The sequence below is a fragment of the Flagellimonas sp. 2504JD1-5 genome, assembly GCF_053618295.1.
On the sequence record NZ_JBSIOU010000002.1, the window covers coordinates 1,150,750 to 1,176,195 of the forward strand.

A 25,446-nucleotide genomic window follows, 5' to 3' on the forward strand; every position below is an offset into this window, starting at 1 on the left:
GAATTAATACCTTTGGTAATGGGTAATATAGTTGTTAACTTGGCTATAATTACGTCAATCATAGGAAAAGAAACTACTGATGCAGGAAAAGGAGCAAAAACTTCAGGAAACTGAAGGTGGTACTGAGCATATAGCGGATAATGTAGAAACAACAGCGAAAGAAACCCCCATTTCTGAACCAACAACATCCGAAGAGCCAGTAAAGTCAAATACGGAAAAAGAGGATCAAATTCCTGAAGTTTCGGAAGAAACCAAGGATGGTGCTGTTTCTGAAAATGAAGAACAGCCCGATGAGCATATCGAGGAAATAGAAGAATCAAATGCTGAGGATGCCGAGGACGTGGAAAATGAAAAAAGACATCATATTCCCATGCTTGATTACCATGCCATGTCGATGGAAAATTTGGTTGGTGAATTACAGCGCTTGGTGAAAAACGAAAAGGTTCAGGCCATAAATAAGCATGTAAGCTCCATTAAATACGAGTTTGATCAAAAGTTCCAAGAATTTATCGAGCATAAAAAGGAGGAGTTTGTTGCCAATGGTGGAAATGAAATTGATTTTAGATACAATTCTGTAGCTAAAAGGCAGTTCAACGAGGTGTATTCTGAATACCGTGAAAAACGGGACCAGTATTACAAGCAACTAGAGCAAAATCTAAAAAATAATCTTCAAAAACGCCTTGAGATCATTGAGCAACTCAAGAGTCTTGTCAATGTTGAAGAGGATATAAACACCACGTACAAGAACTTTAAAGAACTACAGGAAAATTGGCGAAATGCCGGACCGGTTCCAAGAAAAAATTATAACGATGTGTGGCGAACCTACCACCATCATATGGAAATCTTTTACGATTTTCTCCACTTAAATAGGGAATTGCGCGACCTTGACTTTAAGCACAACCTTGAAGAAAAGCTAAAATTGGTAGAAAAGGCAGAAGCCCTTGCGCAAGAACCCGACATCAACAAAGCTTTTAGAGAGCTTCAAATGTTGCATAAAATTTGGAAAGAGGACATAGGTCCGGTTGCCAAAGAGCAACGCGAAGAGGTTTGGGAACGTTTCAGCAACGCCACCAAGGCAATGCACCACCGCAGACAGGAACATTACCAAGAACTGGAAAAAGATTACGAGAAAAACCTGGAAAAGAAGCAGGAGATTATCGTCTCCATTTCAGCTATTGCAGAAAATGTGTCCAACAATCATAGAGCACTTCAACAGCAAATAAAGGAAGTTGAAGGACTGCGTGAAGCATTTTTTAAGGCTGGAAAAGTACCTCAAAAAGTAAACGAGCAAACTTGGAGCGCTTTCAAGGAAGCTGTTAGAAATTTCAACAGAAGTAAAAATGCCTTCTATAAAAACCAGAAAAAAGATCAGCTTGAAAATCTGGAAAAGAAAAAAGCATTATTAGGTCTTGCCGTATCACTAAAAGATAGTGAGGATTGGGAAATGGCCACTCCAGAAATGAAGCGTATTCAAAGCGAATGGAAGAAAATAGGACATGTTCCCAGGAAATATTCGGATAAAATCTGGAATGACTTCAAAGAAGCCTGCAATCATTACTTTGACCGCTTGCATGCTGAGAAAAATGAATCGCAAAAGGAGGAATACGAGAATTTTGAAAAGAAAAGTGCGTGCTTGGAGCGTTTAAAAGCGTTTCAGTTAAGTGGAAATCAGGAAAAAGACCTGGAAACGTTAAAGGAATTCTTGGCGGAGTGGAAACAACATGGTCGTATTCCCTATCGAAAAAAGCACATCAATGGTAAGTTTAACAAAATTGTGGATGCCCTGTTCAAAAAACTTGGAGTTGGAACACGGGAATCCGAGCTGTTAAAGTACGGTGATAAAATGCAGCAACTTGCCAAATCCGACGACGACCATGCCATTAACAACGAACGGGCTTTTATCCGTAAAAAAATAGATGAGAGCAAGTCGGAGATTCGACAGTTGGAGAACAATCTGCAATTTTTCTCAAACGCGTCAGAAGATAACCCTTTGGTCCAAGACGTGGTCAAGAATATTGAGAGTCACAAAGAATCCTTGGAAACCTGGAAAGCAAAGCTGAAAAAACTCAATATTCTCAAAAATACCCGGAACAGAGCGGACGAGGAAACTAGTGGTGAAGAGGAATAGACCTACTCCTTGCTTGCCTCAAACCTTGCCACACATAAAATCAGTATTGCTCCAGCAAATAATTGATTAAATCGGTTGTGGTGACTATTCCCATTAATTTACCGTCCTCTACTACAGGTAGTGCATGAAATTCTTTTTGAGATAGAAATTCTGCGACCTCCTTGATTGTTGTTTGAGGCGAAACACTGACTACATCCCTTGCCATTACTTGGGAAATGGTGAACATATTGTACACCATGGTATCCACACTTTCCTCAGTTTCATCCACAGCATCAGCGAAACTGATTCGCAATAGATCCGTTAGACTCAACATCCCCAAAATGGCATTACCGGAGACAATGGGTATGTGCCTTATTCCATATTTCTTGAAATATTTTTCGGCCGTGGTAAGATCATCTTTAATAGTGAGTGTGACCAAATCGGTGGTCATTATCTTTGAAACAGGTACGTTCTTTTTCATTTTGATAGATTTAATATCCACCCATGAAATTACCTTGGTTCCTTATATAAAAGAATGACATTTATCAGGCGCTACTTCGCCACATTTACAGATCTAGTTTCCCTGATGACGGTAACTCTTACCTGACCTGGATAGGTCATGTCTGTTTGAATTTTCTGGGAAATCTCAAAAGAAAGTTCAGCTGCCTTGTCATCACTTACCTTTTCGCTCTCCACAATAACACGTAATTCTCTTCCGGCCTGAATGGCGTATGCTTTTTGAACACCGTTGAAACCAAATGCGATATCTTCCAAATCCTTCAACCTTTGGATATAGGAATCAAGTACCTGTCTTCTTGCACCGGGTCTTGCGCCACTGATGGCGTCACAGACCTGTACAATGGGTGAAATAAGGGTAGTCATCTCCACTTCATCGTGGTGGGCGCCAATAGCATTGCATACTTCCTTTTTCTCCCCATATTTCTGCGCCCATTGCATTCCAAGAATGGCGTGAGGTGTCTCCACTTCTACTTCCGTCATCGGAACTTTTCCAATATCGTGTAACAAACCGGCGCGTTTTGCCAATTTGGGGTTTAATCCAAGTTCAGCGGCCATTACCCCACAAAGTTTGGCCACTTCACGGGAATGCTGTAAAAGATTTTGTCCATAAGAAGAACGGTACTTCATGCGGCCTACCGCCTTGATTAGTTCAGGATGAAGTCCATGGATTCCCAAATCGATTACCGTTCTTTTTCCGATTTCTGCAATCTCCTCGTTTATCTGCTTCTCTGTCTTTTTAACAATTTCCTCAATTCTGGCCGGGTGAATTCTGCCATCCGTAACCAAACGATGTAGTGAGAGTCTGGCGACTTCCCTTCGCACCGAATCAAAACAGGAAAGGATAATCGCTTCGGGAGTATCGTCCACTATGATTTCAACTCCTGTGGCCGATTCTAAGGCACGAATGTTTCGTCCTTCCCGTCCAATGATTCTACCTTTGACATCATCAGATTCTAAATTGAACACAGAAACACAGTTTTCAACCGCTTCTTCGGTTCCAATACGCTGAATGGTGTTAATGACAATTTTTCTAGCTTCTTGTTGGGCGGTGAGTTTGGCCTCTTCCAAGGTGCTTTGCAGATAGGCCATGGCATCAGTCTTGGCAGTTTCTTTAAGGGATTCCAACAACTGGCTTTTTGCATCTTCTGCAGAGAGTCCTGAAATAACCTCCAACTGCTGTACCTGACTTTTATGTAATTTCTCTACCTCGGATTGTTTCTTATCAAGTATTTCACTTTTATAAGTAACATCTTTGATTCGAGCCTCCAATTTTTCATTCAGTTTCTTTCCCTTTGATAATTCGTTGCTGATCTGCGATTCTTTATCCCTGGTTCGCTTTTCAGATTCAGCTATCTTTTTATCCTTATTTATAATGACCTTTTCATGCTCGGCCTTGAGTTCCAAAAATCGCTCTTTGGCTTGGAATATTTTGTCTTTTTTAATACTCTCTCCTTCTTTCTTCGCTTCCTTTATGATATCTGCAGCTTCTTTTTTGGCATTGGAAATAGTTTTTGTCGCTTTTCCCTTCTCCAACATTTTAGCAATGGCAATTCCAATCACCAATCCTACAACGGCAGCTACAACAATTATGATAGTGTTATCCATGTTGATTATGTTTGGTTATAAAAAAAGCCCACATCGGCCGAAGTTTTGTACAAACTCCAAATTACAGGTTTAGGGCTAACAAGCTGCTCAAGAATCCCTATACAGGTAGGGCCCGCTTTCACAACCTAAACTCACCCTTTCTAATTATAATAGTGTTGAGCTTGTCAAAAATTTATTACCAATGTGGGCAGTAACAATATTTTATTTAAAAGAACTTATTCTCCCAGTTTGGAATGTACCAAGTCGTTCAACGCTTTAAGCCGCTCTATTGCAGCTGTGGCATTTTCCGAACGGTCAATTCCGCCCTGTTCAATTTTAGAGGCAAACTGCAGTGCACACATAGCAAGTACATCTTGCTTGTCCCTAACTGCATAATTTTGCTCAAACTTTTTGGCCAAATTGTCAATGTTCTTGGCCGCTTTTCGTAATCCTTCCTCTTGTTTTGGGTCTATCGTCAATGGATATACCCTATCTGCAATGGAAAGCTTTATTTTGAGCTTCTCCTCCATATTTGGTTACAAGCTAGTCTGCAAGTTTAGCGATGCAAACATCCAGTTCGCGAATCAACGTATTTATCTTGAGCTTAGCTTCTGTTTTATTCGTATTACTACCCAGCATTGTGTTTGCCATTTTCAAGGAGTTATACTTTTCCTCCCATTCTGTAACGGCATTCTGCTTTAATTGGTTTTCCTCTTTTGCAAGGTTTAATTCTTCTTTCAACTTAGCATTGGCCTTGTGCACCAGTTCCAACTTGTGCAGCAATTTGCTAACTTTATTTTCTAAAGAATCAACAATCTCAACCAGTTCGCCCATATGCAAACATCAATGCGTATAACACAAAGTTAACCAACCTTGCTGTACCTCGCAATAGTTTTTGGATTTATTCTTCAGGTTATTTCTGGCACTTTTATTGCTTTTGACTAATCAAAACATTGGTTACTTTCGTAAGTAATTATAAACCACAGTATGCGCTTATATTTTTTTGGAGTTATCTACTTAGTTTCCCTTTTCTTAACCGCCCAAGAAAAATATCCAAATGATGCCTTTCGTTCACCAATGGAAATCCCCTTGATTTTGGCCGGAACTTTCGGCGAGCTACGATCAAACCATTTTCATTCTGGCATCGATATCAAAACCCAAGGAAGACAGGGTTTACCCATAATTGCCATAGCTGATGGAACAGTGGCCCGAATTAAAGTTTCTCATTGGGGATATGGTAAAGCGCTTTACATTGCCCACCCGAATGGATATACTTCAGTTTATGCACATTTACGCAAGTTCAGTCCCGAAATTGAAGCCTATATAAAAAAGCTGCAATACAAAAAACAATCATACGAGGTGGAGGCCTTTCCCAACTTTGGTGAATTGAAAGTATCAAAAGGCAGTACTATTGCCTATTCAGGCAATACTGGGGGGTCCTCTGGACCTCATTTGCATTTCGAAATTCGCAACAGCGTTACAGAGAAACCAACCAATCCCCTACTATACGGATACGAGGTTCGCGATGCAACAAATCCTTCTTTGGTAGGCCTTTTTGCATATCCATTGTCCAATAATTCCGTGATAAACCAGAGTGCCAAAAAAATTCAACTGAACTACACAAAGCAACCCGATGGCAGTTTTTTGACCGATCCAGTGAAGGCCATCGGAGACATTGGTTTCGGTTTCAATGGTTTTGACAGGCAAGACATGGCCGCCAATAAAAATGGAGTTTACGCCGTAAAACAAGTTGTAAATGGGCAGGTGTATTCCGAATACGATTTTGAAACCTTTTCTTTCCGGGAAACGCGATACATCAACACACTCATTGATTATGCACATTTTGGGAAATTTCGTCAGCGCATACAAAAATGCTTTAAGGAGCCGTATAACCGATTGGGAATCTATAAAAATCTTCATAACAATGGAAAAATAACCGTTAAGGAGGGCCTATCCTATACGGTCGAAATCCATATTTCAGATGTTGAGGGCAATCTGACCAAATTGGTTATCCCTATCGAGGGAGTCAGAGAAACAATCAAAATAAAAAAGGACAATAACTCAACAAATGATTTTGTAATAGCCGACAAACCCAACAATTTTGATTTGGGCGCGGCAAAGGTCTACTTTCCCGCCAATACCTTTTATGAAGATTTTTATATCGATTTAAAAAAGGGAAAAGATACTGTTTCAATCCATGACAACAGCGTGGCAGCCCATCGTAATTTCACTGTAAGCTTTGATGTTTCCAAATATTCTTATGACGAAAGAAAACAACTTTTTATTGCGCGTTTAAACGATAAAAAAATACCTCTACATTCCAGAACGTTCAAACGTGATGGGTTATTCACCACCCGCACCCGCTCTTTTGGAACTTATACGCTGGCAAAAGATACCGTTCCCCCAACAATCAAGGCAAAAAACTTTAAAGAGAAGCAATGGTTGAGCAATTACAGCTATTTAAGTTTGGAAATTTCTGATGACCTAAGTGGAATAAGCACCTACAATGCAACTTTGAACGGGGAATGGATATTGATGGAATACGAACCCAAGACCAAGACCATTATCTATAATTTTGACGATAAAATATTGGATAAGACCCAATGTGACCTAAAAGTGATCGTTGCCGATAATGTTGGTAATTCCACTACCTTTAAAAGTACTTTCTTCAGAAAATGACAACGTGATCAATGTAAAACGACTACTTGTTCCTCTGGCAATTTTATGGGTTTTTGTGGCCCAAAGCCAAACGGCAACGATTTTGGGTACCGTTTTGGATGAAAACAGCGACCCCATTCCCCAGGTGAACATTGTTTCAGGTTTAGTTGGTACAACCACTGATTCCAATGGTTATTATTTGTTGGAAGTGGTTGCCGAAACCAAAAATACCGTCACATTTTCGCATTTAGGACACAAGAACATTGTTCTTGAAAACTTGATCTTAACTTCCAATGAGACCTTCGAGTTCAATCCGGTAATGAAAACAGATGTTATTCAGGTTGCCGGGGTTGAGGTAACACCTACTGGAGATAAAACCTTGCAAGGTGTAACTACCATAGAGCCAGAAATTGTTCGCAAAATCCCAGGAGCAAACGCTGGTGTTGAAAATATCCTGAAACTATTGCCAGGTGTTTCCTTTAACAATGAACTTAGCACACAATACAATGTTCGAGGGGGTAATTTTGATGAAAATCTGGTCTACGTCAATGGTATTGAGGTTTATCGGCCTTTTTTGGTTCGTTCCGCGCAACAGGAGGGTTTAAGTTTCATCAACAGTCATATGGTTTCACAAGTGGATTTTTCAGCTGGGGGATTTCAAGCCAAATATGGAGACAAATTGTCCTCTGTCCTTGACATCACTTATAAAACCCCCGTAGATTTTGGACTTCGTGTTGAAGGAAGCCTTTTGGGTGCTGGCACTACCCTGGAAACCATTTCAAAAAACAGAAAGTTCAGTAGCATTAGCGGGTTACGCTATCGCAATAATCGGCTTTTGGTCAACAGCCAGCAGACTGAAAGTAATTTCAACCCAAAGTTTGTAGATGCGCAAAGTTTTCTCACCTACCGTTTTTCGAAAAAATTCCATCTTAACTTTTTAGGGAATTATGCCATAAACGACTATGAAAATGAGCCCCTTTCCCGTCAAACCAACTTTGGAACCATAAACAATCCCAGGGCATTATTGGTTTTTTATGAAGGCAGGGAGAACAGTAAATATATAAATGCTTTGGGAGCCGTAAAAGCCGATTTTTTGGTGGACAACAATATAAAATTGCATGTTACTTCGTCCGTTAACCATATCCAAGAAGAGGAATTTTCAGATATTATTACTTCGTATGAGTTGGCCGAGGTGGATGTTAATTTAGGAGATGATCTAGGAGAGGCCACCACATCAAGAGGTGTGGGCTCACAATTCAACCGGGCACGTAACCAGTTGGATGCCTTAATTTTTAACCTGAACCATAGAGGCCAGTATAAAAAACATGGCAAATCTTTGGAGTGGGGCATAAAATTTACCCATGAGGATTTTAGGGATCAACTTAGAGAATCCGAATTCATAGATTCTGCCGGTTTTTTCATCCGTCCCTCACAACCTCCTGTCATAAACAATCAACCAGAAGAGCCTTTTACGGGAGATCTAGTAGCTTTTGAAGGTGTACAAGCTGTAAATTTTGCCAAAACAAACCGATTCTCGGGCTTTGCCCAATATAGTGAACAAACCCAATGGGGAAAGCACAACATTTATTTCAATCTGGGATTTCGTGCTCAACATTGGACCCTTAATGGTGAGGGTTTTCAAAGTAACTCGCAAACGCTTTTCAGTCCAAGGGCTCAGTTCTCCATAAAACCTGATTGGGAAAAAGACCTCTTATTTCGCTTTGCAATTGGAAGTTATCAGCAACCGCCTTTTTATAGGGAACTACGAGCCATTACTGGCACCATAAATCCAAATGTAGAGGCCCAAAAGTCCATTCACTATGTGTTGGGCAGTGAATTCAGCTTTAATTTATGGAATCGTCCTTTTGTTTTAACAGGGGAGGCTTATTACAAAGATTTGGACAATGTCAACACCTATACCATCGAGGATGTACGTATTCGATATGCAGCCCAAAACAATGCAACAGCCTATGCTTACGGATTGGATTTTAGGCTGACTGGTACTTTTGTTCCTGGAGCTGAATCATGGGTCAGTGTAGGCTACCTTCAAACGGAAGAAAATATGGATGACCGAGGAAATATTTCAAGGCCTACTGATCAGCGTTTAAAGCTGGGCATTTTGTTTCAAGATTACGTGCCAACCATCCCAAACTTAAAGCTGCATCTCAATTTGGTTTATAATACAGGAGTACCCGGTGGCTCTCCCAATAATGCCGATCCCTATGATTTTCAGAATAGATTAAGAGATTATAGAAGGGCCGATATGGGAATTTCCTATATTTTTGCCGACAGTAAAAACAAACATCCGCAAGGGCACTGGCTTCATAGTTTTAAGGAATTTAGTTTTGGTTTTGAAATTTTCAACATGTTCAACAATCAAAATTCCATTACCAACACCTGGATCCGTGACGTGGATACACAACAACAGTTTGCTGTTCCTAATTTTTTGACCAGTAGAGTGCTCAATGTCAAATTTGGAATGCGATTTTAAATAAAGTGGATGAAAAATAGCTTGTTCATTATAACATTTTTAGTGTGTACCGTTGTTGGTGCACAAAAGAACATATATGAAAATAGAAGGTTTGATGAGCTCAGTGCCCATCATGAACTCTTGGCCATAGTACCTTTTATTACCAATTTGGACCTCAAAAAAAGTGTAGATCAAAATGAACTCAAAAATCTGGCTAAAAAAGAAGGTTTTGCTGTTCAAAATGCCTTAGAAACCTATTTTTCAAAGCGAAAGAAGCGTAAAAAATTCAATGTTGAATTTCAAAATATTGAGGATACCAATGCTATACTTTCGCAAAATGGTGTCACATACGACAATCTTGATATATACACGATAAAGGAACTGTGCAAAATCCTCAAGGTTGATGGTATTATAAGCGGAAACCTAAACCTGAACATTTTACTTTCCAAAGGAGTGCCCACCAATTTCAGTCTCCTGGATTATTTTAGCGGAAATGCAAACTACGGTAGAATTGGTGTGAAGGTTAGTGATGGCGACACAGGCAAGCTTCTTTGGAAATATGAAAAGGGAATCACCAAAAAAACCGGTAAAAACACCACCGAGCTTATTGATAAAATGATGAAACTTGCCTCACGTAAATTTCCTTATGATAAGGAAAAGAAACAACGAAAGAATAAAAATTAGCTCGCTGCAAATTCCTTAAGTACACCAATGGTGTAATCTATCTCCTCTTTGGTATTGTACATTGAAAAAGAAAATCTGAGCGAAGGCTTTTCCAACTCTGCCCCAGAAAGTATTCCGTTAAGCACATGTGACCCCATATTGCTTCCAGATTGACATGCGCTTCCTTTGGAACAAGCAATTCCCTTGATATCCAAATGGAAAAGCAACATCAATGCCTTTTGCTTGTCAAACGGAAGACGTACATTGACCAAAGTGTAAGTACTTTTGTCCAAGTCTCCAGAAAGACCATTGAAAAGAGCCTCGGGAATCTCTTGTTGTATTTTTTCAACAAAATGACGCTTCAATCCTTTTACAAAGCTTATTTCCTCATCCAAATGTTCATAGGCTTGCACAAAAGCTTCCTCTAAACCAACAATGTTATGAAACGGCTCGGTACCGGCTCTAAATCCGCGCTCCTGAGACCCTCCAAAAATCATGGGTTTCAATCCAGAGTTTTTCCTGATAAAGGCAAAACCAATCCCCTTTGGGCCATGAAATTTATGGGCGGCAGCGGTAAAGAAATCTACTGATGTATTTTGCACATCCCAAGGATAATGTCCTACACTTTGAACCGTATCTGAATGAAATAGAGCACCATTCTCCTTGCAAAGTTCCCCTATGGCATGAATATCTATGATGTTCCCTATTTCATTGTTCACATGCATCAAGCTCACCAATTTTTTTGAATCATCGGTAGTTAGAAGCTCTTTGAGGTGCTCTATTTTTGGATTACCGTCTTCGTCCAAATCAACAAACTTCAGGGAAATCGGATACTCTTTTTCCAATTCTTCTGCGGTATGTAAAACGGCATGATGCTCAATCTTAGAGGTTATAATGGTCTCCACCCCAAGATCGCGAACCGCACAACGTAAAATCATGTTGTCGGCTTCCGTTCCTCCTGAGGTAAAAATAATTTCAGACGGATGGGCGTTCAATATTTTGGCAATGGTTTTCCTTGCTCTTTCCACAGCGGTCTTTGCCGACCTTCCAAAACTATGGGTAGATGAAGGGTTTCCATAATAAAGGGCAAGCGCTTCTTGCATTTTGGCAATTACCTCTTCCCTCACCTGGGTAGTTGCCGCATTGTCCAAATACACTTTTTGCATGACTTAGCTATCAATTTAAAACGCCCCAAAAATAGGTGAAATAAAGTTAATTTCTTTTAAAGTATACCCTAGTTTGGTGTATTAAAATGGAATTCCATTAAATTTGGCAAATGAGAAAATTCTTCATCCCCATTCTATTGATTTGCACCTTGGTATCTTGCAGTGATGGTGACCTACAGGTAGAAACTATAGATTTTAATGATGTATCACTGCAGTTTTGTGCGGATCCTGTTGCCAGCACCAACAATATTCTATTTAAAATCAACACCACCGAAGCCCTTATACTCGATTTACAGAGTGGGGCACTCAATAATGGGGTAGTTGGTGAAACCATCACCACTACAAGCACAATTCCTGCACAATCTAAGTTGACGTATCGGAACTTTTCGGAAAATGTGACCAGCAATTATTTTTGTGATGCTGTTCCTCCAGCAACTCCAACAGTCGCTCAAGAAATAGAGGCGCAAGATGGAATTGTTACCATTGTCACCGTAGCCGACACAAACGGCACCAGCTTTGTTCATACCATTACATTGACCGGTGTATCCTTTGTTGCTGAGAACGGTGAACGCATAACAAACTTGACCATAGATGAATTTGGGGAAGTGACCACGGCAGTACCTTGATTGAAATCAGTTTTTCTGAAAGATATAGACTTCGGTTGCGCCCAAACCATATTTTTGATAATCCGCATCGTACCACTTTAGATTGTCGTACCTGTTAAAAAGATATTTCAATTCCTCTTTGAGCACCCCTTCTCCCACTCCGTGGATAAAAACCACTTTTTGAATTCTTTTGCCAATAGCAAAATCCAATTGTCGTTTGGCCATGTCCAATTGAAGATTAAGGATGTCAAAATTGCTTAATCCCTTAGATGATTTGACCAATTGGTTTATATGTAGGTCAACCTCCATTTTAGGAGCATTCCTTTCTTTGATTTTCGGTTTTTTACCAATCTTTTTTTTAGGTTCTGCTTTCTCCTCTTTTATCTTGGCTGCATCCATATTGGACACATGAATGTTTTCTCCCACTTTAACCAATTCATTTGCACTGTATTTAAGTAAAAACCCATCATCGGTCAACACGGTTATCTCGTTTCCGTCCATAGCATCAATTATGCCAGAGATTGCTTCATCGAGCACCTCCACTTTATCACCTAAATGAAACATTCGTGTTTGGGATTTCAACAGTATTTTTTTGGGAAAGTTTAATATCAATAGCAAAAATAGTAGTATTTTTCTTGGCGATAACCGCAATCATGTACCCACAACTGATTTATTTTTTGATTGGCACAGAGGATTTGATGCTTCCCTGTCTAAATAAAAAATTGTTGGGAATAGATTGCCCAGGCTGTGGAATGCAACGTTCGATACAATTGCTTTTTCAAGGGGAATTTTTGGCAGCTTTCAAGATGTATCCAGCTATTTATCCAATTTTTGCTCTTTTAGCTTTTTTAGGCTCGACCTTTTTTATAAAATATCGAAATGAGCATCAGATAAAGTTATTTTTAATCCTACTGACTGCTGCCACGATTGTAACCAGCTATATTATTAAAATGAACAACTTTTTTAATTAAAACTTAAGTTATGGAACAACAAAAACTCCCAAATTCAACATTAATCTTGGTTTTCGGAATTATTTCAATAGTAACCTGTTGTTGTTATGGAATTATTGGATTGATTTTCGGAATCATAGCCCTGGTCTTAGCAAATAAGGCAACCAAATTATATCAGGAAAACCCAGAAATGTATGACGGGTTCAAAAATGTGAAAACGGGAAAAATATTGGCCATCATAGGAGTTATTCTCAATGTGATATTTCTTATTTATGTTATCTGGGCTATATCTTTCTTCGGATGGGAAGCTTTACAGGATCCAGAACAAATGCGCGAAATTTTAGAACAATACCAATAATTAAACAACCAAAATGGAAAACAATTCAAACATGCCTCCCAAACCGAACAATTATCTGGTTTGGGCAATTTTAAGTACTATTTTTTGCTGCCTTCCAACAGGAATAGCAAGTATTATTTATGCCTCTAAAGTAAATGAGGCCTATGCTCGGGGAGAGTACGAAGAAGCAGAAAAAGCAGCTAAAAATGCAAAAATGTGGGCTTTGATCGGAGCAGGAGCCTCCGTTGTGATCATTATTATTTATTTGGCAATATTCGGGTTTGCATTTTTAGGAGCAATGGCCAATGGCGGTAACTACTAAAAAGAAATATCTTATTGCAATATTGGGAGTATTGTCAGTTTTGGCAATACTCCTTTATTTTTCTATTAATCCAGAAAATGGGCTTTTCCCAAAATGTCCATTTTATAATTATGCAGGTATCTATTGTTCCGGTTGTGGAACACAGAGGGCAATTCACGATTTGTTACACCTGAGAATCACGGATGCACTGAGCCACAACTTTTTGCTGCTCCCTTCAATTCTGGTCATTCTTCAACATATTGCGGTAAAATCAGGAATTTACCAAGGAAGAAGTCTTCTTAGTCATAGATATACACCTATAATAGTTCTCATTATAGTGCTACTTTTTATGGTCCTTAGAAATTTGAGATTCTACCCCTTTGAGTATTTGGCGCCCTAGTTGGCCACTTCACTGATAAATTTAAGTCGATAAAGCCGAAGTTCTTCGTCTTCGTAATCTCCATCAAACTCATCCACCGCTTCGGAAATAGAATCGGTTTCCGCTTCAATAAAATAATCATGGATCTCTTCTTGTTGATCTTCATCCAAAATTTCATCAATCCAATAGGCAATATTGAGCTTGGTACCACTAAACACAATTTGCTCCATTTCCTTGATCAGCGCAGGCAATTCCAATCCCTTTGCCGAGGCAATATCGTCGAGTGGTAATTTTCTATCAATATTTTGGATAATGTAGAGCTTTAAACCGGAATTGGCACCTGTACTTTTAACTACAAGATCATCAGGCCTTATAACTTCATTTTCCTCAACATATTTTGATATGAGGTCTATAAAGGGCTTTCCGTACTTCTTTGCTTTTCCTTCACCCACCCCATGAATATTCAATAGTTCGGGCATGGTGATAGGATATTTCAGTGCCATATCGTCCAAAGAGGGGTCTTGAAAGACAACAAACGGCGGCACCTCCATTTTTTGGGCCTCCCGTTTTCTCAAATCGCGTAGCAGTTTTAATAAATTATCATCTGCTCCCCCTCCACGGGATTTAGCAGCTGTGATTATGGCCTCGTCATTTTCCTTACTGTACACATGATCTTTGGTCATCATAAATGAACTTGGCTTTCCCAAGAACAATTTTCCTGCATTGGTCACATGCAAAATGCCATATTGCTCAATCTCCTTTTTGAGCAATCCGGCAACCAACACTTGGCGGGTCAGCGCCATCCAGTAGGCTTCATCCCTTTCCGAACCTATACCGAAGAAATCCTTTTCGTTGGTCTTGTGCGAAGAAATCATGGCATTAACCTGCCCAACCAAAACCTTTACAATCTCTTTGGTTTTAAATTTTTCCTTGGTATCCCTTACAACGCTCAAAAGTTTTTCAACTTCTCCCTGTGCTTCTTCTTTTTGCTTAGGGTTTCGGGTATTGTCATCCATGTCCGCACCTTCTCCTTTGACCTCATCAAACTCCTCCCCAAAATAATGAAGAATGAATTTTCGACGAGACATTGATGTTTCGGCATAGGCCACAATTTCTTGCAACAGGGCATTTCCTATTTCCTGTTCGGCCACAGGTTTGCCCGACATGAATTTTTCAAGCTTTTCGATATCCTTATAAGAGTAGAAGGCCAAACAATGTCCTTCACCTCCATCGCGGCCAGCCCTTCCGGTTTCTTGGTAATAGCTTTCAATGCTTTTAGGAATATCGTGATGGATTACGAAGCGTACATCCGGCTTGTCAATTCCCATTCCAAAGGCTATTGTTGCGACCACGACATCCACCTCTTCCATCAAAAACATATCTTGATACTTGGAGCGGGTCTTGGCATCAAATCCAGCGTGATATGGAACGGCACTAATGCCATTAACCTGTAGCACTTGGGCCAATTCTTCTACCCTTTTTCGGCTCAAACAATAAATGATTCCTGATTTACCCAGATTTTGTTTAATGAATCGGATAATATCTGCGTCAACATTTTGGGTTTTTGGACGTACTTCATAATAAAGATTTGGCCTATTGAAAGATGCTTTGAACACCTTGGCATCCGTCATTCCCAAATTTTTGATAATATCTTCTTGGACCTTGGGCGTGGCGGTAGCTGTAAGCCCAATTATTGGGATATTATCACCCAATCGGTTGATGATGCTTTTTAGATTTCGATATTCAGGTCTAAAATCATGTCCCCACTCCGAAATGCAATGCGCTTCATCTACTGCGACAAAGGACAAGGTAACCCCTTTTAAAAATTCTACATTTTCTTCTTTGGTCAATGATTCGGGTGCCACATAAAGTAACTTGGTAACACCGTTGGTAATATCCTCTTTTACCTGTCGCACTTCTGTCTTTGTCAACGAAGAATTGAGTACATGGGCAATACCGCACTGTTCCGATACCCCACGAATGGCGTCGACCTGGTTCTTCATTAAGGCGATCAAGGGGGAAACAACAATGGCCGTTCCATCTTTCATCAATGCCGGTAATTGATAACATAAGGATTTACCGCCCCCAGTGGGCATAATCACAAACGTATCCTTGTTATCCAGAATGTTATGTATAACTTTTTCTTGAAGCCCCTTAAACTGTGAAAAACCAAAGTATTTTTTTAGAGAAGAGTGCAAATCGGTGTTCGTCAAACCCATTTCCGTTTTTTCATTTTAACCAAACAACCCAAGTAGAAGGTCGCGAAATTTTTAAAATTTGAATATCCATTTTATGGAAAAAGCTTTCTAACTTCCATAAATGGTTTGTAAGAGATAGTTTGTTTAGTTTTGTAAACTTAAATATAAGACATTCTTTTAGGAATACAACTTAGATAATCCATTAATTACGTTGAGCGATACCCAATCTATTCTATCCATTGCAAAAAGGACCTTGGAAACGGAAAGCAAGGCCATTGAAAATTTAATTGACCAGCTCGATGATCAGTTTGCCGAAGCGGTTCAATATATTTTGGAATCCAAAGGAAGAGTGATCGTATCTGGAGTTGGCAAAAGTGCCATTATAGCTTCAAAAATTGTAGCCACTTTGAATTCCACAGGCACTCCAGCAGTTTTTATGCACGCGGCCGATGCCATACATGGCGATCTTGGCACTATTCAGGACAACGATGTGGTGGTCTGTATTTCAAAAAGTGGAAATACACCTGAAATCAAAGCATTACTTCCATTGATAAAAATTGGAAAGAACAAGCTAGTTGGAATGACCGGAAACATGGATTCAATCTTGGCCAAACAGGCCGATTTTGTTTTAAGCACCTATGTTGAAAAGGAAGCATGCCCAAATAATCTGGCGCCAACCACAAGTACTTCGGCCCAAATGGCCATGGGAGATGCTCTTGCCATTTGTCTGTTGGAACTAAGGGGGTTTAGCAGTGCTGACTTTGCAAAGTATCACCCAGGTGGATCGTTGGGCAAAAAATTATACCTGCGTGTGGCCGACATTGTAGTCAATAATCAAAAACCACAGGTAGATTCAACTTCTGGAGTAAAAGACGTAATTGTGGAAATCTCTGAAAAGATGCTTGGAGTAACCGCAGTAATGGAGAACAACGAGGTGGTGGGTGTGGTCACCGATGGGGATATTCGAAGAATGCTTAGCAAGCATGATAATATCGGCGAGCTTACAGCAAAAGATATCATGACAGCCAATCCCAAATCCGTACCTACGGATACCTTGGCTGTAAAAGCACTTAAAATATTGCAGGACAACGGCATTTCCCAGCTTTTGGCTTTCGATAATGGCACATATGCAGGGATTGTCCATATTCATAACCTTATAAACGAGGGCATCCTATAATGGCAGAAACAATCAACAACGACCCCAACGAAATGTCCTTTTTGGACCATTTGGAAGAACTTCGCTGGCATCTAATAAGGTCCACCTTGGCAATAGTAATTGTTGCCTGTGTGGCATTTGTGGCAAGAGAGTTTATTTTCGATATTGTTCTATTTGGTCCAAAAAAAATGGATTTTCCAACTTATCGATTCTTTTGTAGAATAGCCACTTTTTTTGGTGTCGATTCTGAATTCTGCGCTGATTCGTTGCCTTTTACTATTCAAAACCGAACCATGGCAGGGCAATTTTCCGCCCATATTTGGACCTCCATTTGGGCAGGTTTTATTATTGCCTTTCCATATGTACTATGGGAACTTTGGAAGTTTATCAGCCCCGGTTTACATGAAAATGAGCGTAAACATTCAAGGGGATTTATTTTGGTAGCCTCTTTTCTATTTTTCCTAGGTGTACTGTTTGGATATTATGTAGTAGCTCCGCTTTCAATTAACTTTTTAGGTACTTATCAGGTTAGTAAAGAGGTTTTAAATGAAATTGACATTAGTTCATTTATTGCCACGGTAAGGGCGTCGGTTATCGCCTGTGGGGTTATGTTCGAGCTTCCTATTGTCATTTTCTTTCTTACCAAAGTAGGTTTGGTCACTCCGGAGATTTTAAAAAAGTACAGAAAGATAGCTTTGGTTATGGTTTTAATCCTATCTGCAATCATTACCCCTCCAGATGTTACAAGTCAAATTGTGGTGGCCATACCAGTTTTGATTCTATATCAAGTCAGTATTTACATTTCAAAAGTTGTGGTAAAAAAAGAAGCTAAAAAAGCACAAGAAAATGCCAAATAAAGTAGAAGAGTTCAATGCATACCGGGCCAAAATGAATGATAAATTGTTGGCCGAAAACAATAAGCTCATCAAACGAATTTTCAATTTGGACACCAATGCGTTTATGGAGGGCGCTTTGGATGTCAAGACCAAAGAATTGTTAGGTTTGGTAGCCTCTGCAGTCATGCGTTGCGATGATTGCGTAAAATATCATTTGGAAAGTTCCAAAGACCAAGGAGCTACCAAGGAGGAAGTTATGGAAACATTGGGTATTGCAACCCTCATTGGAGGCACCATTGTAATTCCGCACCTACGTAGGGCTTTTGAGTACTGGGAGGCACTGGAAGAAAATGAGGCATAAAAAAATCCCAAAGTCCATGACCCAAAAAGAGAATATGCTTAGTTTTGGCGAATTCTTATGAAGTTAAGAGCCGAAAATATCATGAAGGCCTATAGGGGCCGAAAGGTTGTAAAGGGCATTTCCCTGGAAGTAAACCAAGGGGAGATTGTTGGATTGTTGGGACCCAATGGTGCAGGTAAGACCACTTCATTTTATATGATCGTTGGTTTGATCAAACCCAACGGAGGCCAAATTTTCTTGGACGACATGGAAATCACCACCTTTCCCATGTACAAGCGTGCACAGAATGGAATTGGCTATTTGGCTCAAGAAGCTTCAGTTTTTCGCAAACTCAGTATTGAAAAAAATATTTTGAGTGTGCTGCAGCTTACCAAATTGAGCAAAAAGGAGCAGCATATGAAAATGGAATCCCTGATCGATGAGTTCGGTTTGGGGCATATCCGAAAAAATAGGGGCGATTTACTTTCTGGCGGGGAGCGCAGGCGAACCGAAATTGCTCGCGCCCTGGCCACCGACCCCAAATTTATTTTATTGGATGAGCCTTTTGCCGGAGTTGACCCCGTAGCCGTGGAAGACATTCAACGCATTGTGGCCCAATTGAAAAACAAGAATATTGGTATTTTAATCACAGATCATAATGTGCAGGAAACTTTGGCCATTACGGAACGCTCTTACCTAATGTTCGAAGGTGGAATCTTAAAAGCTGGTGTTCCCGAAGAATTGGCTGTAGATGAAATGGTCCGAAAGGTTTATTTGGGGCAAAACTTTGAGCTCCGTAAAAAGAAATTGGATTTTTAGACCAGTTAATTCACAGTAAATTCCAATCCCAAGTCTGTACTTCCTGCACTTGTCAAAGGTGATTTTACAATCACTGTTTCATGAATGTTTTGTTCAACTTTTTCATCACTAAAGACAAAAAACCATTCGTTTTTGGTCTGATCATATTGCGATAGGATAAAATTTCCCTTTTCCTTTAATAAAATTCCAAAACGAAACACAAAACTTTCATTGTTAAACATCGCACTACAATATATCCGCGAGTTATCATAGTCGTCTAAATATGCATCTCCATCCAATACTACAAATTCGTTTTCCGAAAGAGATAACACTGCGGGGTTTGCAAAACTTCCCATTTTGCTCAATTTTAATGTAAAATGGCAAGATTGAACTCTTAAATCATCTTGTAGGTCTATTAATTCCCCCTCCGCAGAAACCACTTTTGGGACCTCAACCGCCAAAAACAATGTATCTCCTTGAATAAAATCTGTTTTTTCGCCTTCAATTTGAACTACATTGGGAATAATTGCTTCATATTCCACATGTTCCTCGTAATCATCCGGAGGACAACCGCATAAGGACATACACATTACGTAAAGAAAACATACGGAATAACTTAGAACCATCTTCATAACATTTACGTTTTAAGGATGTCCAAGTAAGGTTGAAGCATCTAAAGATGCGCTTCAACATCCGGATTAATCTAATTTTGTTTGTTGAGGAAAGAGCTTACAATATACAAGATTACGATCAACGGCAAGGCCAAGAATTGTAATGTAACCAGCATGACCACACTTCCAATTAAAAAGAGGTAGCGAACTGCATTATCCTTAAAACTCCAATTTTCAAATTTTAGGGCAAAAAGCTCAATTTTGGAATTAAGCAGATAGGCACTCAATATCGTAAGTCCGATTAAAAACCATTGGTTCAAGATAAATCCGTTTAGCGCATCGCTTTGATGATACAATAAAATCAAGGGCAGTGACAGAATCAAAAGTGCATTGGCCGGAGTGGGCAATCCTTTAAATGAAGACACTTGGTTCTCATCAACATTGAATTTCGCCAATCGATATGCCGAGGCCAACGTAATTACAAACCCAAAAAAGGCTATCGGGGCCACCTTACCACCAATCCATAGTGTGTGTGTAGATTCAGCCCATGAAAAAATGCCATTCCATCCCCCAGTATGCGCCATATTCAACAATTGGAACATCACAATGCCAGGCACCAATCCACTGGTGACCATATCGGCCAAAGAATCTAGCTGCACCCCAATTTCACTTTTTACATTGAGCAATCGGGCTGCAAATCCATCCAAAAAATCAAAAAATATTCCAATGCACACAAACAACGCGGCCATCTCCAACTGGTTAAGCACGGCAAAAACCGCTGCTATGCATCCACTAAAAAGATTCAAAAGGGTGATAAAATTTGGAATATATTGCTTCATGCGTCAGGCTTTGGGTAAAAATAAGGCAAAAAACAAAGTGTTTCGTTTTCCAGTTCAATCATGTACGATTTATTCTGATATTTGCCAGATAAAATTAAAAATGAGGCATTGGATTTTCTTTTGGGTTTTGCTTTTGTCATTTGCGCATCAGGCAATTTCCCAAATTCCACAGCTTACCGGCAAATCGCAAATAAGTGTCCTCACCTGCGCCAAGGGCGATGATCTGATCACATCCTTCGGTCATACCGCCATCCGGGTTCAAGATTCGACTTTGGGTATTGATGTGGTGTACAACTACGGCACCTTTGATTTTAATCGACCCAATTTCTATCTGAACTTTGTTAAGGGTAGATTGATTTATTCCCTGTCCCGAAGTAGGTTCGACAGATTCCTTTTTGCCTATGAAATGGAAAGAAGGTGGGTAAAAGAGCAGATCTTGGATTTGGATTTGCATGAAAAAAATAAACTGTTTGCCTTTTTGGAAAACAATTATTTGCCTCAAAACAGAGATTATTTGTACGATCCCTTGCTTAATAATTGCTCTAGCATGGTTGGGGATATTCTAAAACAACAGTTTGGTGATGCGATTGTTTTTGATGGATCGTACCTTGACAAACAATACTCTTTTAGAGAGTTGGTAAGGCAAAACTTGGCAACCAATTCTTGGTCCTCTTTTGGCATTGATGTAGCCTTTGGGTCCGTTGTGGACCGAAAAGCCACAGTAAAAGAACACACTTTTCTGCCCTCTTATGCGATGCAACAGTTGACCAACACTACCAAAAATGGTAAACCACTGGTACAACGAGAACGGACAATCTTGGATTATGATGAATTTGATGTCGACAATTTCTTTCCGCTTTCACCCCTATTCTGGTTTACATTGTTGTTCTTATTTACTGCTACAATAACCTATCTTGACCACAAGCATGGTTCTCGAAGCAGGTGGTTGGATTTCTCACTCTTCCTTGTCACGGGTTTTATAGGCCTTGTTCTCGCATTGATTTGGTTTGGCGCCGACCACACATCCACTCCAAAAAATTTCAATCTGCTCTGGGCCTTTCCATTTAATTTTGCAATTGCGTTCATTTACATTTTTCAAAGCAAATTGCCCGATTGGTTTTCCAAATATCTAAAAGTACTTCTAGGATTACTAGCGTTGACTGTATTGGTTTGGATTTTTAATATCCAGAGTTTTTCACCCTTGTTAATTCTAATTTTGCTTACGTTGGCCGTTCGCTACGTTTTCTTACTAAAATTTTTAAGGGTTTGATTCTAGACCGTAAATTGAGCCAATGAATTTATTGACCGTTGAGAATATTTCTAAATCGTATGGAGAGCTGGTGCTCTTTTCCAATATTTCATTTGGAATCAACAAGGAGCAAAAAATTGCCCTGGTTGCCAAAAATGGAAGTGGGAAGACTTCAATTCTCAATATCATTTCCGGCAAGGACAACTCAGAAACTGGTCAGGTTACTCAAAGAAAGGGCATTCAAATTGCATTTTTGGAACAGGAACCTAATCTGAATCCCAATTTAACGGTTGAAGAAACTATTTTCAGTTCGGATAATCCCATTTTAAAAATCATAGCAGATTACGAGAAAGCTGTTCAAAATCCCGACGAATCTGAACAATACCAAAGGGCTTTCGAAGCCATGGAACGCCATAATGGTTGGGATTTCGAGACCCAGTACAAGCAAATCCTTTATAAGCTACATCTGGACCAATTGGATTTGAAAGTTGGTAATCTCTCCGGAGGACAAAAAAAACGATTGGCCCTTGCCAATGCACTGCTCAACAAGCCCGACCTGCTTATTTTGGATGAGCCAACCAACCATTTGGACCTAGAAATGATAGAATGGCTCGAAGCCTATTTCTCCAAAGAGAATATAACACTCTTCATGGTCACACACGACCGCTATTTTTTGGAAAGGGTATGTAACGAGATTATTGAATTGGACAATAACCAATTGTACAGCTACAAAGGCAATTATTCATATTACCTGCGTGAAAAAGAAGGTAGAATGGAGCGTGAGGAGATGGAACAACATAAGTCCAAACTCCTTTTTAAAAAGGAATTGGATTGGATGCGAAGGCAACCCAAAGCGAGGACCACAAAATCCAAGTCCCGCATCGATGATTTCAAAGAAATCAAAAAAAAGGCACATCAACGTCGGGTAGACCATCAGATTCAGCTCGAATTGAATATGGAACGTTTGGGGACCAAAATCCTGGAGCTTCACAATGTCTCAAAATTCTATGGAGACAAAGTCATTTTAGAAAAGTTCGAATATAATTTCACCAAAGGTGAACGGGTCGGTATAATAGGGCAAAATGGAACCGGAAAATCAACTTTTCTAAATATTCTAACCCAACAAGAATCCATAGATGGAGGAAAAGTGGTTGTGGGTGACACTTTAAAATTTGGATATTACACGCAAAAAGGAATTCCTGTTAAAGAAGGGCAAAAAGTTATTGATGTAATCCGTGAGTTCGGCGATTACATCCCTCTAAAAAAAGGCAAGCAGATTTCTGCCCAACAGCTCTTGGAACGGTTTTTATTTGACCGAAAAAAACAGTACGATTTTGTTGAAAAACTGAGTGGAGGGGAACGAAAACGATTGTATTTGTGTACTGTACTCATTCAAAACCCAAACTTTTTGATTTTGGATGAGCCCACAAATGATCTTGATATTGTAACGTTGAATATTTTGGAAAGTTTTCTATTGGATTTCCCAGGATGTTTGATCGTCGTATCGCACGATCGTTATTTTATGGACAAAATCGTAGACCACTTGTTTGTTTTTAAAGGGAATGGGGTGATCGAAGATTTTCCAGGAAATTATTCAGATTATAGGGCCTACGAAAATAGCAGGATTATCGCTGAACGCGAAGCCAAAAGTACCTTGGAAAAGGTTGAAAAGACATCTTGGAAGGAAAAAGATAATTCAAAAAAATTATCCTACGCAGAACAAAAGGAATACAATAGGCTAGAAAAGGAAATCCAAAAGTTGGAAGAACAGAAAAACGCATTTCAAAACAAATTTGCTGATTCAAGTTTATCCGGGGAAGAAATCAATCAATTATCCATCGAACTCAAAGAAATCTCAAACACTTTAGAAGAAAAAACAGAGCGTTGGTTTGAATTATCGGCAATATTAGAAGGATAGATCGTCACACTGAGCTCGTCGAAGAGTGTTCTTAAAATGGACTCATGCTTTTCAAACTAAAATCATATTTCAAATTCCTTTTAAAGTCCAGCAATCAACATGGAGTGCACTCTCCTTTTGTATTTGCTTTTGTGACAAAGTGTTTGTACTCCAAAAAAAAATATGATAAAAAGAAAGGAATTGATGTGCTGTTAAAAAGTATTGATTACTTTGATTTTGAGCATATTCAAATTCCAGAGAATTCTGTATTAAAGCCTATTATTCTGAACAACCATCCCGAATTAAAATTTAACTCAAATAGGGTGGACATGTTATTTACCAACGATTTGAATCAAAATACATTTAATCAACTTCTTTCTGGGCAAAAACTGCACAACGACAGTATGATTCTAATCAACGGCATCCATTCCAATCAAGAAAAAGAAGAGCAATGGAAAAGCTTGACTCAAAACTCGAACATTACCGTCAGCATTGATATGTTTCATTGTGGGGCACTTTTTATCCGTAGGGAACAGGTCAAAGAACATTTCATCATCCGGATTTAATGAAGTAATTTTAAGAAACAAAGAATTCTCATATGGAAGGCAATGTAATTTATTACGTTCTTGGGGTTTTGGCCATTATTTACTTGGCGGTTCTTTTCAAGAACAAACAGGGAAGACGAGAGCGCAAATCCAGAAAATTCATGGATGGAAAACGAAAACACGACGATCGCAATTAAACAGTTATCAATGATCAATTATCAATAGCCATCTACACATTGCTAATTGGACATTGTTAATTGTTAACTGACAATTGAAAAAATGAAAATCTATACCAAAACAGGAGATAAAGGTACCACTGCACTTTTTACAGGGAAAAGAGTACCCAAGCACCACATTCGCATTGAAAGTTATGGCACAATTGACGAACTCAACTCTTTTTTGGGCCTGGTTCGTGATCAAGAAATAGATGCTCACTCTAAAGAAGTGTTGGCACTCATCCAAAATAAATTGTTCACCGTTGGCGCTATTTTGGCCACGGAACCAAAAAAGGAGAATCGACTGAAGATTCCTAAAATTTCAGAAGATGACATCACTTTTCTAGAGAAAGAAATGGACCAAATGAATGAAGGACTTCCTGAAATGACACATTTTATACTCCCAGGTGGGCACACTACCGTGTCATACTGTCATATCGCCAGAACCATTTGTCGCAGAGCTGAGCGTATGGTTTCTTACCTTAATGAAAATGAGCCACTGCCCCACAACTTGCTCTCATATGTTAACAGACTTTCAGATTACCTTTTTGTATTGGCACGAAAGTTGTCAAAGGATTTGCAGGCCCATGAGGTGAAATGGATTCCTGAAAAATTGGACTAATAAATCCGAATTTTCTACGTTACACATTAATATGCAGAAAATATTTTTCAAATAATTTCGATTTTGCTTGGCAAATTGGGTTTAAAAATTATTTTTGCAAAAAATTTAAAATCAAACCGTTACTATGTACTGGACATTAGAATTAGCTTCATATTTAAGTGATGCGCCTTGGCCAGCCACCAAAGACGAATTAATAGATTATGCCATCCGTACCGGAGCTCCGTTGGAAGTTGTAGAAAATTTACAATCCATGGAAGAGGAAGGTGGCGAAATTTACGAGTCCATCGAGGAAATATGGCCCGACTATCCCACTGAGGAAGATTACCTCTGGAATGAGGACGAGTATTAGATTTCAAAAAACACAAACACTACTAAAAAGTCTCATTTGAGGCTTTTTTTTA

General features: G+C 39.4%; 28 protein-coding genes and 1 other RNA gene. 19 read left to right on the forward strand and 10 right to left on the reverse strand.

The genetic code is table 11. The annotated features are described in order from the left end of the window. The first annotated feature begins 79 nt into the window (after nucleotides 1-79). Nucleotides 80-2,128 carry a DUF349 domain-containing protein gene (locus tag ACULLG_RS14635; RefSeq protein ID WP_452127544.1) on the forward strand — a complete coding sequence of 683 codons (2,049 nt, stop codon included), beginning with the start codon at nucleotides 80-82 and terminating at the stop codon, nucleotides 2,126-2,128. A 40-nt stretch (nucleotides 2,129-2,168) separates the two neighbouring features. Here the strand turns inward: ACULLG_RS14635 and ACULLG_RS14640 are convergent, their stop codons facing one another. The 5 genes from ACULLG_RS14640 to ACULLG_RS14660 form a co-directional block, all read right to left on the reverse strand. Further along, the gene (locus ACULLG_RS14640) at nucleotides 2,169-2,588 is read right to left on the reverse strand and encodes a CBS domain-containing protein (protein ID WP_452127545.1); all 420 of its coding nucleotides are present in this window, start codon (nucleotides 2,586-2,588) and stop codon (nucleotides 2,169-2,171) included. A 71-nt stretch (nucleotides 2,589-2,659) separates the two neighbouring features. Further along, nucleotides 2,660-4,231, reverse strand: a complete 1,572-nt coding sequence (gene rny, locus ACULLG_RS14645) for a ribonuclease Y (protein ID WP_452127546.1) — start codon at nucleotides 4,229-4,231, stop codon at nucleotides 2,660-2,662. Nucleotides 4,232-4,282: 51 nt separating this feature from the next. After that, nucleotides 4,283-4,392, reverse strand: a non-coding RNA gene (ssrS, locus tag ACULLG_RS14650) — 6S RNA. 54 nt (nucleotides 4,393-4,446) lie between these two features. After that, a complete protein-coding gene (locus ACULLG_RS14655) occupies nucleotides 4,447-4,740 on the reverse strand; it encodes a cell division protein ZapA (RefSeq protein ID WP_452127547.1) in 294 nt (97 codons plus the stop codon). Between the two features lie 13 nt (nucleotides 4,741-4,753). Beyond that, on the reverse strand, nucleotides 4,754-5,044 hold the full coding sequence (locus tag ACULLG_RS14660) for a hypothetical protein (RefSeq protein WP_452127548.1): 291 nt from the start codon (nucleotides 5,042-5,044) through the stop codon (nucleotides 4,754-4,756). 153 nt (nucleotides 5,045-5,197) lie between these two features. Between ACULLG_RS14660 and ACULLG_RS14665 the strand changes: the two genes are divergently transcribed. From ACULLG_RS14665 to ACULLG_RS14675, 3 genes are read left to right on the forward strand one after another with little or no spacing between them, the layout of a single operon-like run. Continuing rightward, on the forward strand, nucleotides 5,198-6,889 hold the full coding sequence (locus ACULLG_RS14665; RefSeq protein WP_452127549.1) for a M23 family metallopeptidase: 1,692 nt from the start codon (nucleotides 5,198-5,200) through the stop codon (nucleotides 6,887-6,889). Next, nucleotides 6,843-9,359 (forward strand): TonB-dependent receptor, encoded by a 2,517-nt coding sequence (locus tag ACULLG_RS14670; RefSeq protein WP_452127980.1) that lies wholly within the window; start codon nucleotides 6,843-6,845, stop codon nucleotides 9,357-9,359. The genes ACULLG_RS14665 and ACULLG_RS14670 overlap by 47 nt, the downstream gene beginning before the upstream one ends. Before the next feature lie 9 nt (nucleotides 9,360-9,368). After that, a complete protein-coding gene (locus tag ACULLG_RS14675; RefSeq protein WP_452127550.1) occupies nucleotides 9,369-10,022 on the forward strand; it encodes a hypothetical protein in 654 nt (217 codons plus the stop codon). Here the strand turns inward: ACULLG_RS14675 and ACULLG_RS14680 are convergent. After that, nucleotides 10,019-11,167 (reverse strand): cysteine desulfurase family protein, encoded by a 1,149-nt coding sequence (locus ACULLG_RS14680; protein ID WP_452127551.1) that lies wholly within the window; start codon nucleotides 11,165-11,167, stop codon nucleotides 10,019-10,021. The genes ACULLG_RS14675 and ACULLG_RS14680 overlap by 4 nt on opposite strands. Nucleotides 11,168-11,277: 110 nt before the next feature. Here ACULLG_RS14680 and ACULLG_RS14685 point away from each other — a divergent pair, with 110 nt between their 5' ends. Continuing rightward, nucleotides 11,278-11,793: a hypothetical protein gene (locus tag ACULLG_RS14685; RefSeq protein ID WP_452127552.1), complete on the forward strand. Its 516-nt coding sequence runs from the start codon at nucleotides 11,278-11,280 to the stop codon at nucleotides 11,791-11,793. Between the two features lie 6 nt (nucleotides 11,794-11,799). On the opposite strand, the gene ACULLG_RS14690 is transcribed toward ACULLG_RS14685, so the two are convergent. Further along, nucleotides 11,800-12,336, reverse strand: coding sequence for a Smr/MutS family protein (locus ACULLG_RS14690; RefSeq protein ID WP_452127553.1), 537 nt, complete (start codon nucleotides 12,334-12,336; stop codon nucleotides 11,800-11,802). A 2-nt stretch (nucleotides 12,337-12,338) separates the two neighbouring features. Between ACULLG_RS14690 and ACULLG_RS14695 the strand changes: the two genes are divergently transcribed. Genes ACULLG_RS14695 through ACULLG_RS14710 form a run of 4 tightly spaced genes read left to right on the forward strand, consistent with a single transcriptional unit; the run spans nucleotide 12,339 to nucleotide 13,760 of the window. After that, nucleotides 12,339-12,743, forward strand: a complete 405-nt coding sequence (locus tag ACULLG_RS14695) for a DUF2752 domain-containing protein (protein ID WP_452127554.1) — start codon at nucleotides 12,339-12,341, stop codon at nucleotides 12,741-12,743. Nucleotides 12,744-12,753: 10 nt separating this feature from the next. Then, the gene (locus tag ACULLG_RS14700) at nucleotides 12,754-13,080 is read left to right on the forward strand and encodes a CCC motif membrane protein (RefSeq protein ID WP_452127555.1); all 327 of its coding nucleotides are present in this window, start codon (nucleotides 12,754-12,756) and stop codon (nucleotides 13,078-13,080) included. Nucleotides 13,081-13,093: 13 nt separating this feature from the next. After that, complete coding sequence (locus tag ACULLG_RS14705; RefSeq protein WP_452127556.1) at nucleotides 13,094-13,381, forward strand: CD225/dispanin family protein; 288 nt, start codon at nucleotides 13,094-13,096, stop codon at nucleotides 13,379-13,381. Next, a complete protein-coding gene (locus tag ACULLG_RS14710) occupies nucleotides 13,365-13,760 on the forward strand; it encodes a DUF2752 domain-containing protein (RefSeq protein WP_452127557.1) in 396 nt (131 codons plus the stop codon). Before ACULLG_RS14705 ends, ACULLG_RS14710 begins: the two co-directional genes overlap by 17 nt. Here the strand turns inward: ACULLG_RS14710 and recQ are convergent. Beyond that, on the reverse strand, nucleotides 13,757-15,958 hold the full coding sequence (recQ, locus tag ACULLG_RS14715; RefSeq protein WP_452127558.1) for a DNA helicase RecQ: 2,202 nt from the start codon (nucleotides 15,956-15,958) through the stop codon (nucleotides 13,757-13,759). The genes ACULLG_RS14710 and recQ overlap by 4 nt on opposite strands. A gap of 190 nt (nucleotides 15,959-16,148) precedes the next feature. On the opposite strand from recQ, the gene ACULLG_RS14720 reads away from it, so the two are divergent. From ACULLG_RS14720 to lptB, 4 genes are read left to right on the forward strand one after another with little or no spacing between them, the layout of a single operon-like run. Beyond that, the gene (locus ACULLG_RS14720) at nucleotides 16,149-17,114 is read left to right on the forward strand and encodes a KpsF/GutQ family sugar-phosphate isomerase (RefSeq protein ID WP_452127559.1); all 966 of its coding nucleotides are present in this window, start codon (nucleotides 16,149-16,151) and stop codon (nucleotides 17,112-17,114) included. Next, complete coding sequence (gene tatC / locus ACULLG_RS14725; RefSeq protein ID WP_452127560.1) at nucleotides 17,114-17,950, forward strand: twin-arginine translocase subunit TatC; 837 nt, start codon at nucleotides 17,114-17,116, stop codon at nucleotides 17,948-17,950. The genes ACULLG_RS14720 and tatC overlap by 1 nt, the downstream gene beginning before the upstream one ends. Further along, nucleotides 17,940-18,290 carry a carboxymuconolactone decarboxylase family protein gene (locus tag ACULLG_RS14730; RefSeq protein ID WP_452127561.1) on the forward strand — a complete coding sequence of 117 codons (351 nt, stop codon included), beginning with the start codon at nucleotides 17,940-17,942 and terminating at the stop codon, nucleotides 18,288-18,290. The genes tatC and ACULLG_RS14730 overlap by 11 nt, the downstream gene beginning before the upstream one ends. Nucleotides 18,291-18,347: 57 nt before the next feature. After that, entirely contained in the window at nucleotides 18,348-19,088 is a 741-nt protein-coding gene (lptB, locus tag ACULLG_RS14735; protein WP_452127562.1) for an LPS export ABC transporter ATP-binding protein, read from the forward strand. A gap of 5 nt (nucleotides 19,089-19,093) precedes the next feature. Here the strand turns inward: lptB and ACULLG_RS14740 are convergent, their stop codons facing one another. Beyond that, the gene (locus ACULLG_RS14740; protein WP_452127563.1) at nucleotides 19,094-19,699 is read right to left on the reverse strand and encodes a hypothetical protein; all 606 of its coding nucleotides are present in this window, start codon (nucleotides 19,697-19,699) and stop codon (nucleotides 19,094-19,096) included. 71 nt (nucleotides 19,700-19,770) lie between these two features. After that, nucleotides 19,771-20,517 (reverse strand): CDP-alcohol phosphatidyltransferase family protein, encoded by a 747-nt coding sequence (locus ACULLG_RS14745; protein ID WP_452127564.1) that lies wholly within the window; start codon nucleotides 20,515-20,517, stop codon nucleotides 19,771-19,773. A 100-nt stretch (nucleotides 20,518-20,617) separates the two neighbouring features. On the opposite strand from ACULLG_RS14745, the gene ACULLG_RS14750 reads away from it, so the two are divergent. From ACULLG_RS14750 to ACULLG_RS14775, 6 genes are all read left to right on the forward strand, one after another. Continuing rightward, a complete protein-coding gene (locus ACULLG_RS14750) occupies nucleotides 20,618-21,787 on the forward strand; it encodes a lipoprotein N-acyltransferase Lnb domain-containing protein (RefSeq protein ID WP_452127565.1) in 1,170 nt (389 codons plus the stop codon). A gap of 22 nt (nucleotides 21,788-21,809) precedes the next feature. Continuing rightward, the gene (locus ACULLG_RS14755) at nucleotides 21,810-23,684 is read left to right on the forward strand and encodes an ABC-F family ATP-binding cassette domain-containing protein (protein WP_452127566.1); all 1,875 of its coding nucleotides are present in this window, start codon (nucleotides 21,810-21,812) and stop codon (nucleotides 23,682-23,684) included. A 44-nt stretch (nucleotides 23,685-23,728) separates the two neighbouring features. Further along, nucleotides 23,729-24,229 carry a hypothetical protein gene (locus tag ACULLG_RS14760; RefSeq protein ID WP_452127567.1) on the forward strand — a complete coding sequence of 167 codons (501 nt, stop codon included), beginning with the start codon at nucleotides 23,729-23,731 and terminating at the stop codon, nucleotides 24,227-24,229. A gap of 32 nt (nucleotides 24,230-24,261) precedes the next feature. Next, nucleotides 24,262-24,405: a hypothetical protein gene (locus tag ACULLG_RS14765; protein WP_452127568.1), complete on the forward strand. Its 144-nt coding sequence runs from the start codon at nucleotides 24,262-24,264 to the stop codon at nucleotides 24,403-24,405. Between the two features lie 82 nt (nucleotides 24,406-24,487). Further along, complete coding sequence (locus ACULLG_RS14770; RefSeq protein ID WP_452127569.1) at nucleotides 24,488-25,045, forward strand: cob(I)yrinic acid a,c-diamide adenosyltransferase; 558 nt, start codon at nucleotides 24,488-24,490, stop codon at nucleotides 25,043-25,045. Nucleotides 25,046-25,169: 124 nt separating this feature from the next. Continuing rightward, a complete protein-coding gene (locus ACULLG_RS14775) occupies nucleotides 25,170-25,394 on the forward strand; it encodes a DUF2795 domain-containing protein (RefSeq protein ID WP_013551418.1) in 225 nt (74 codons plus the stop codon). Nucleotides 25,395-25,446: the final 52 nt, after the last annotated feature.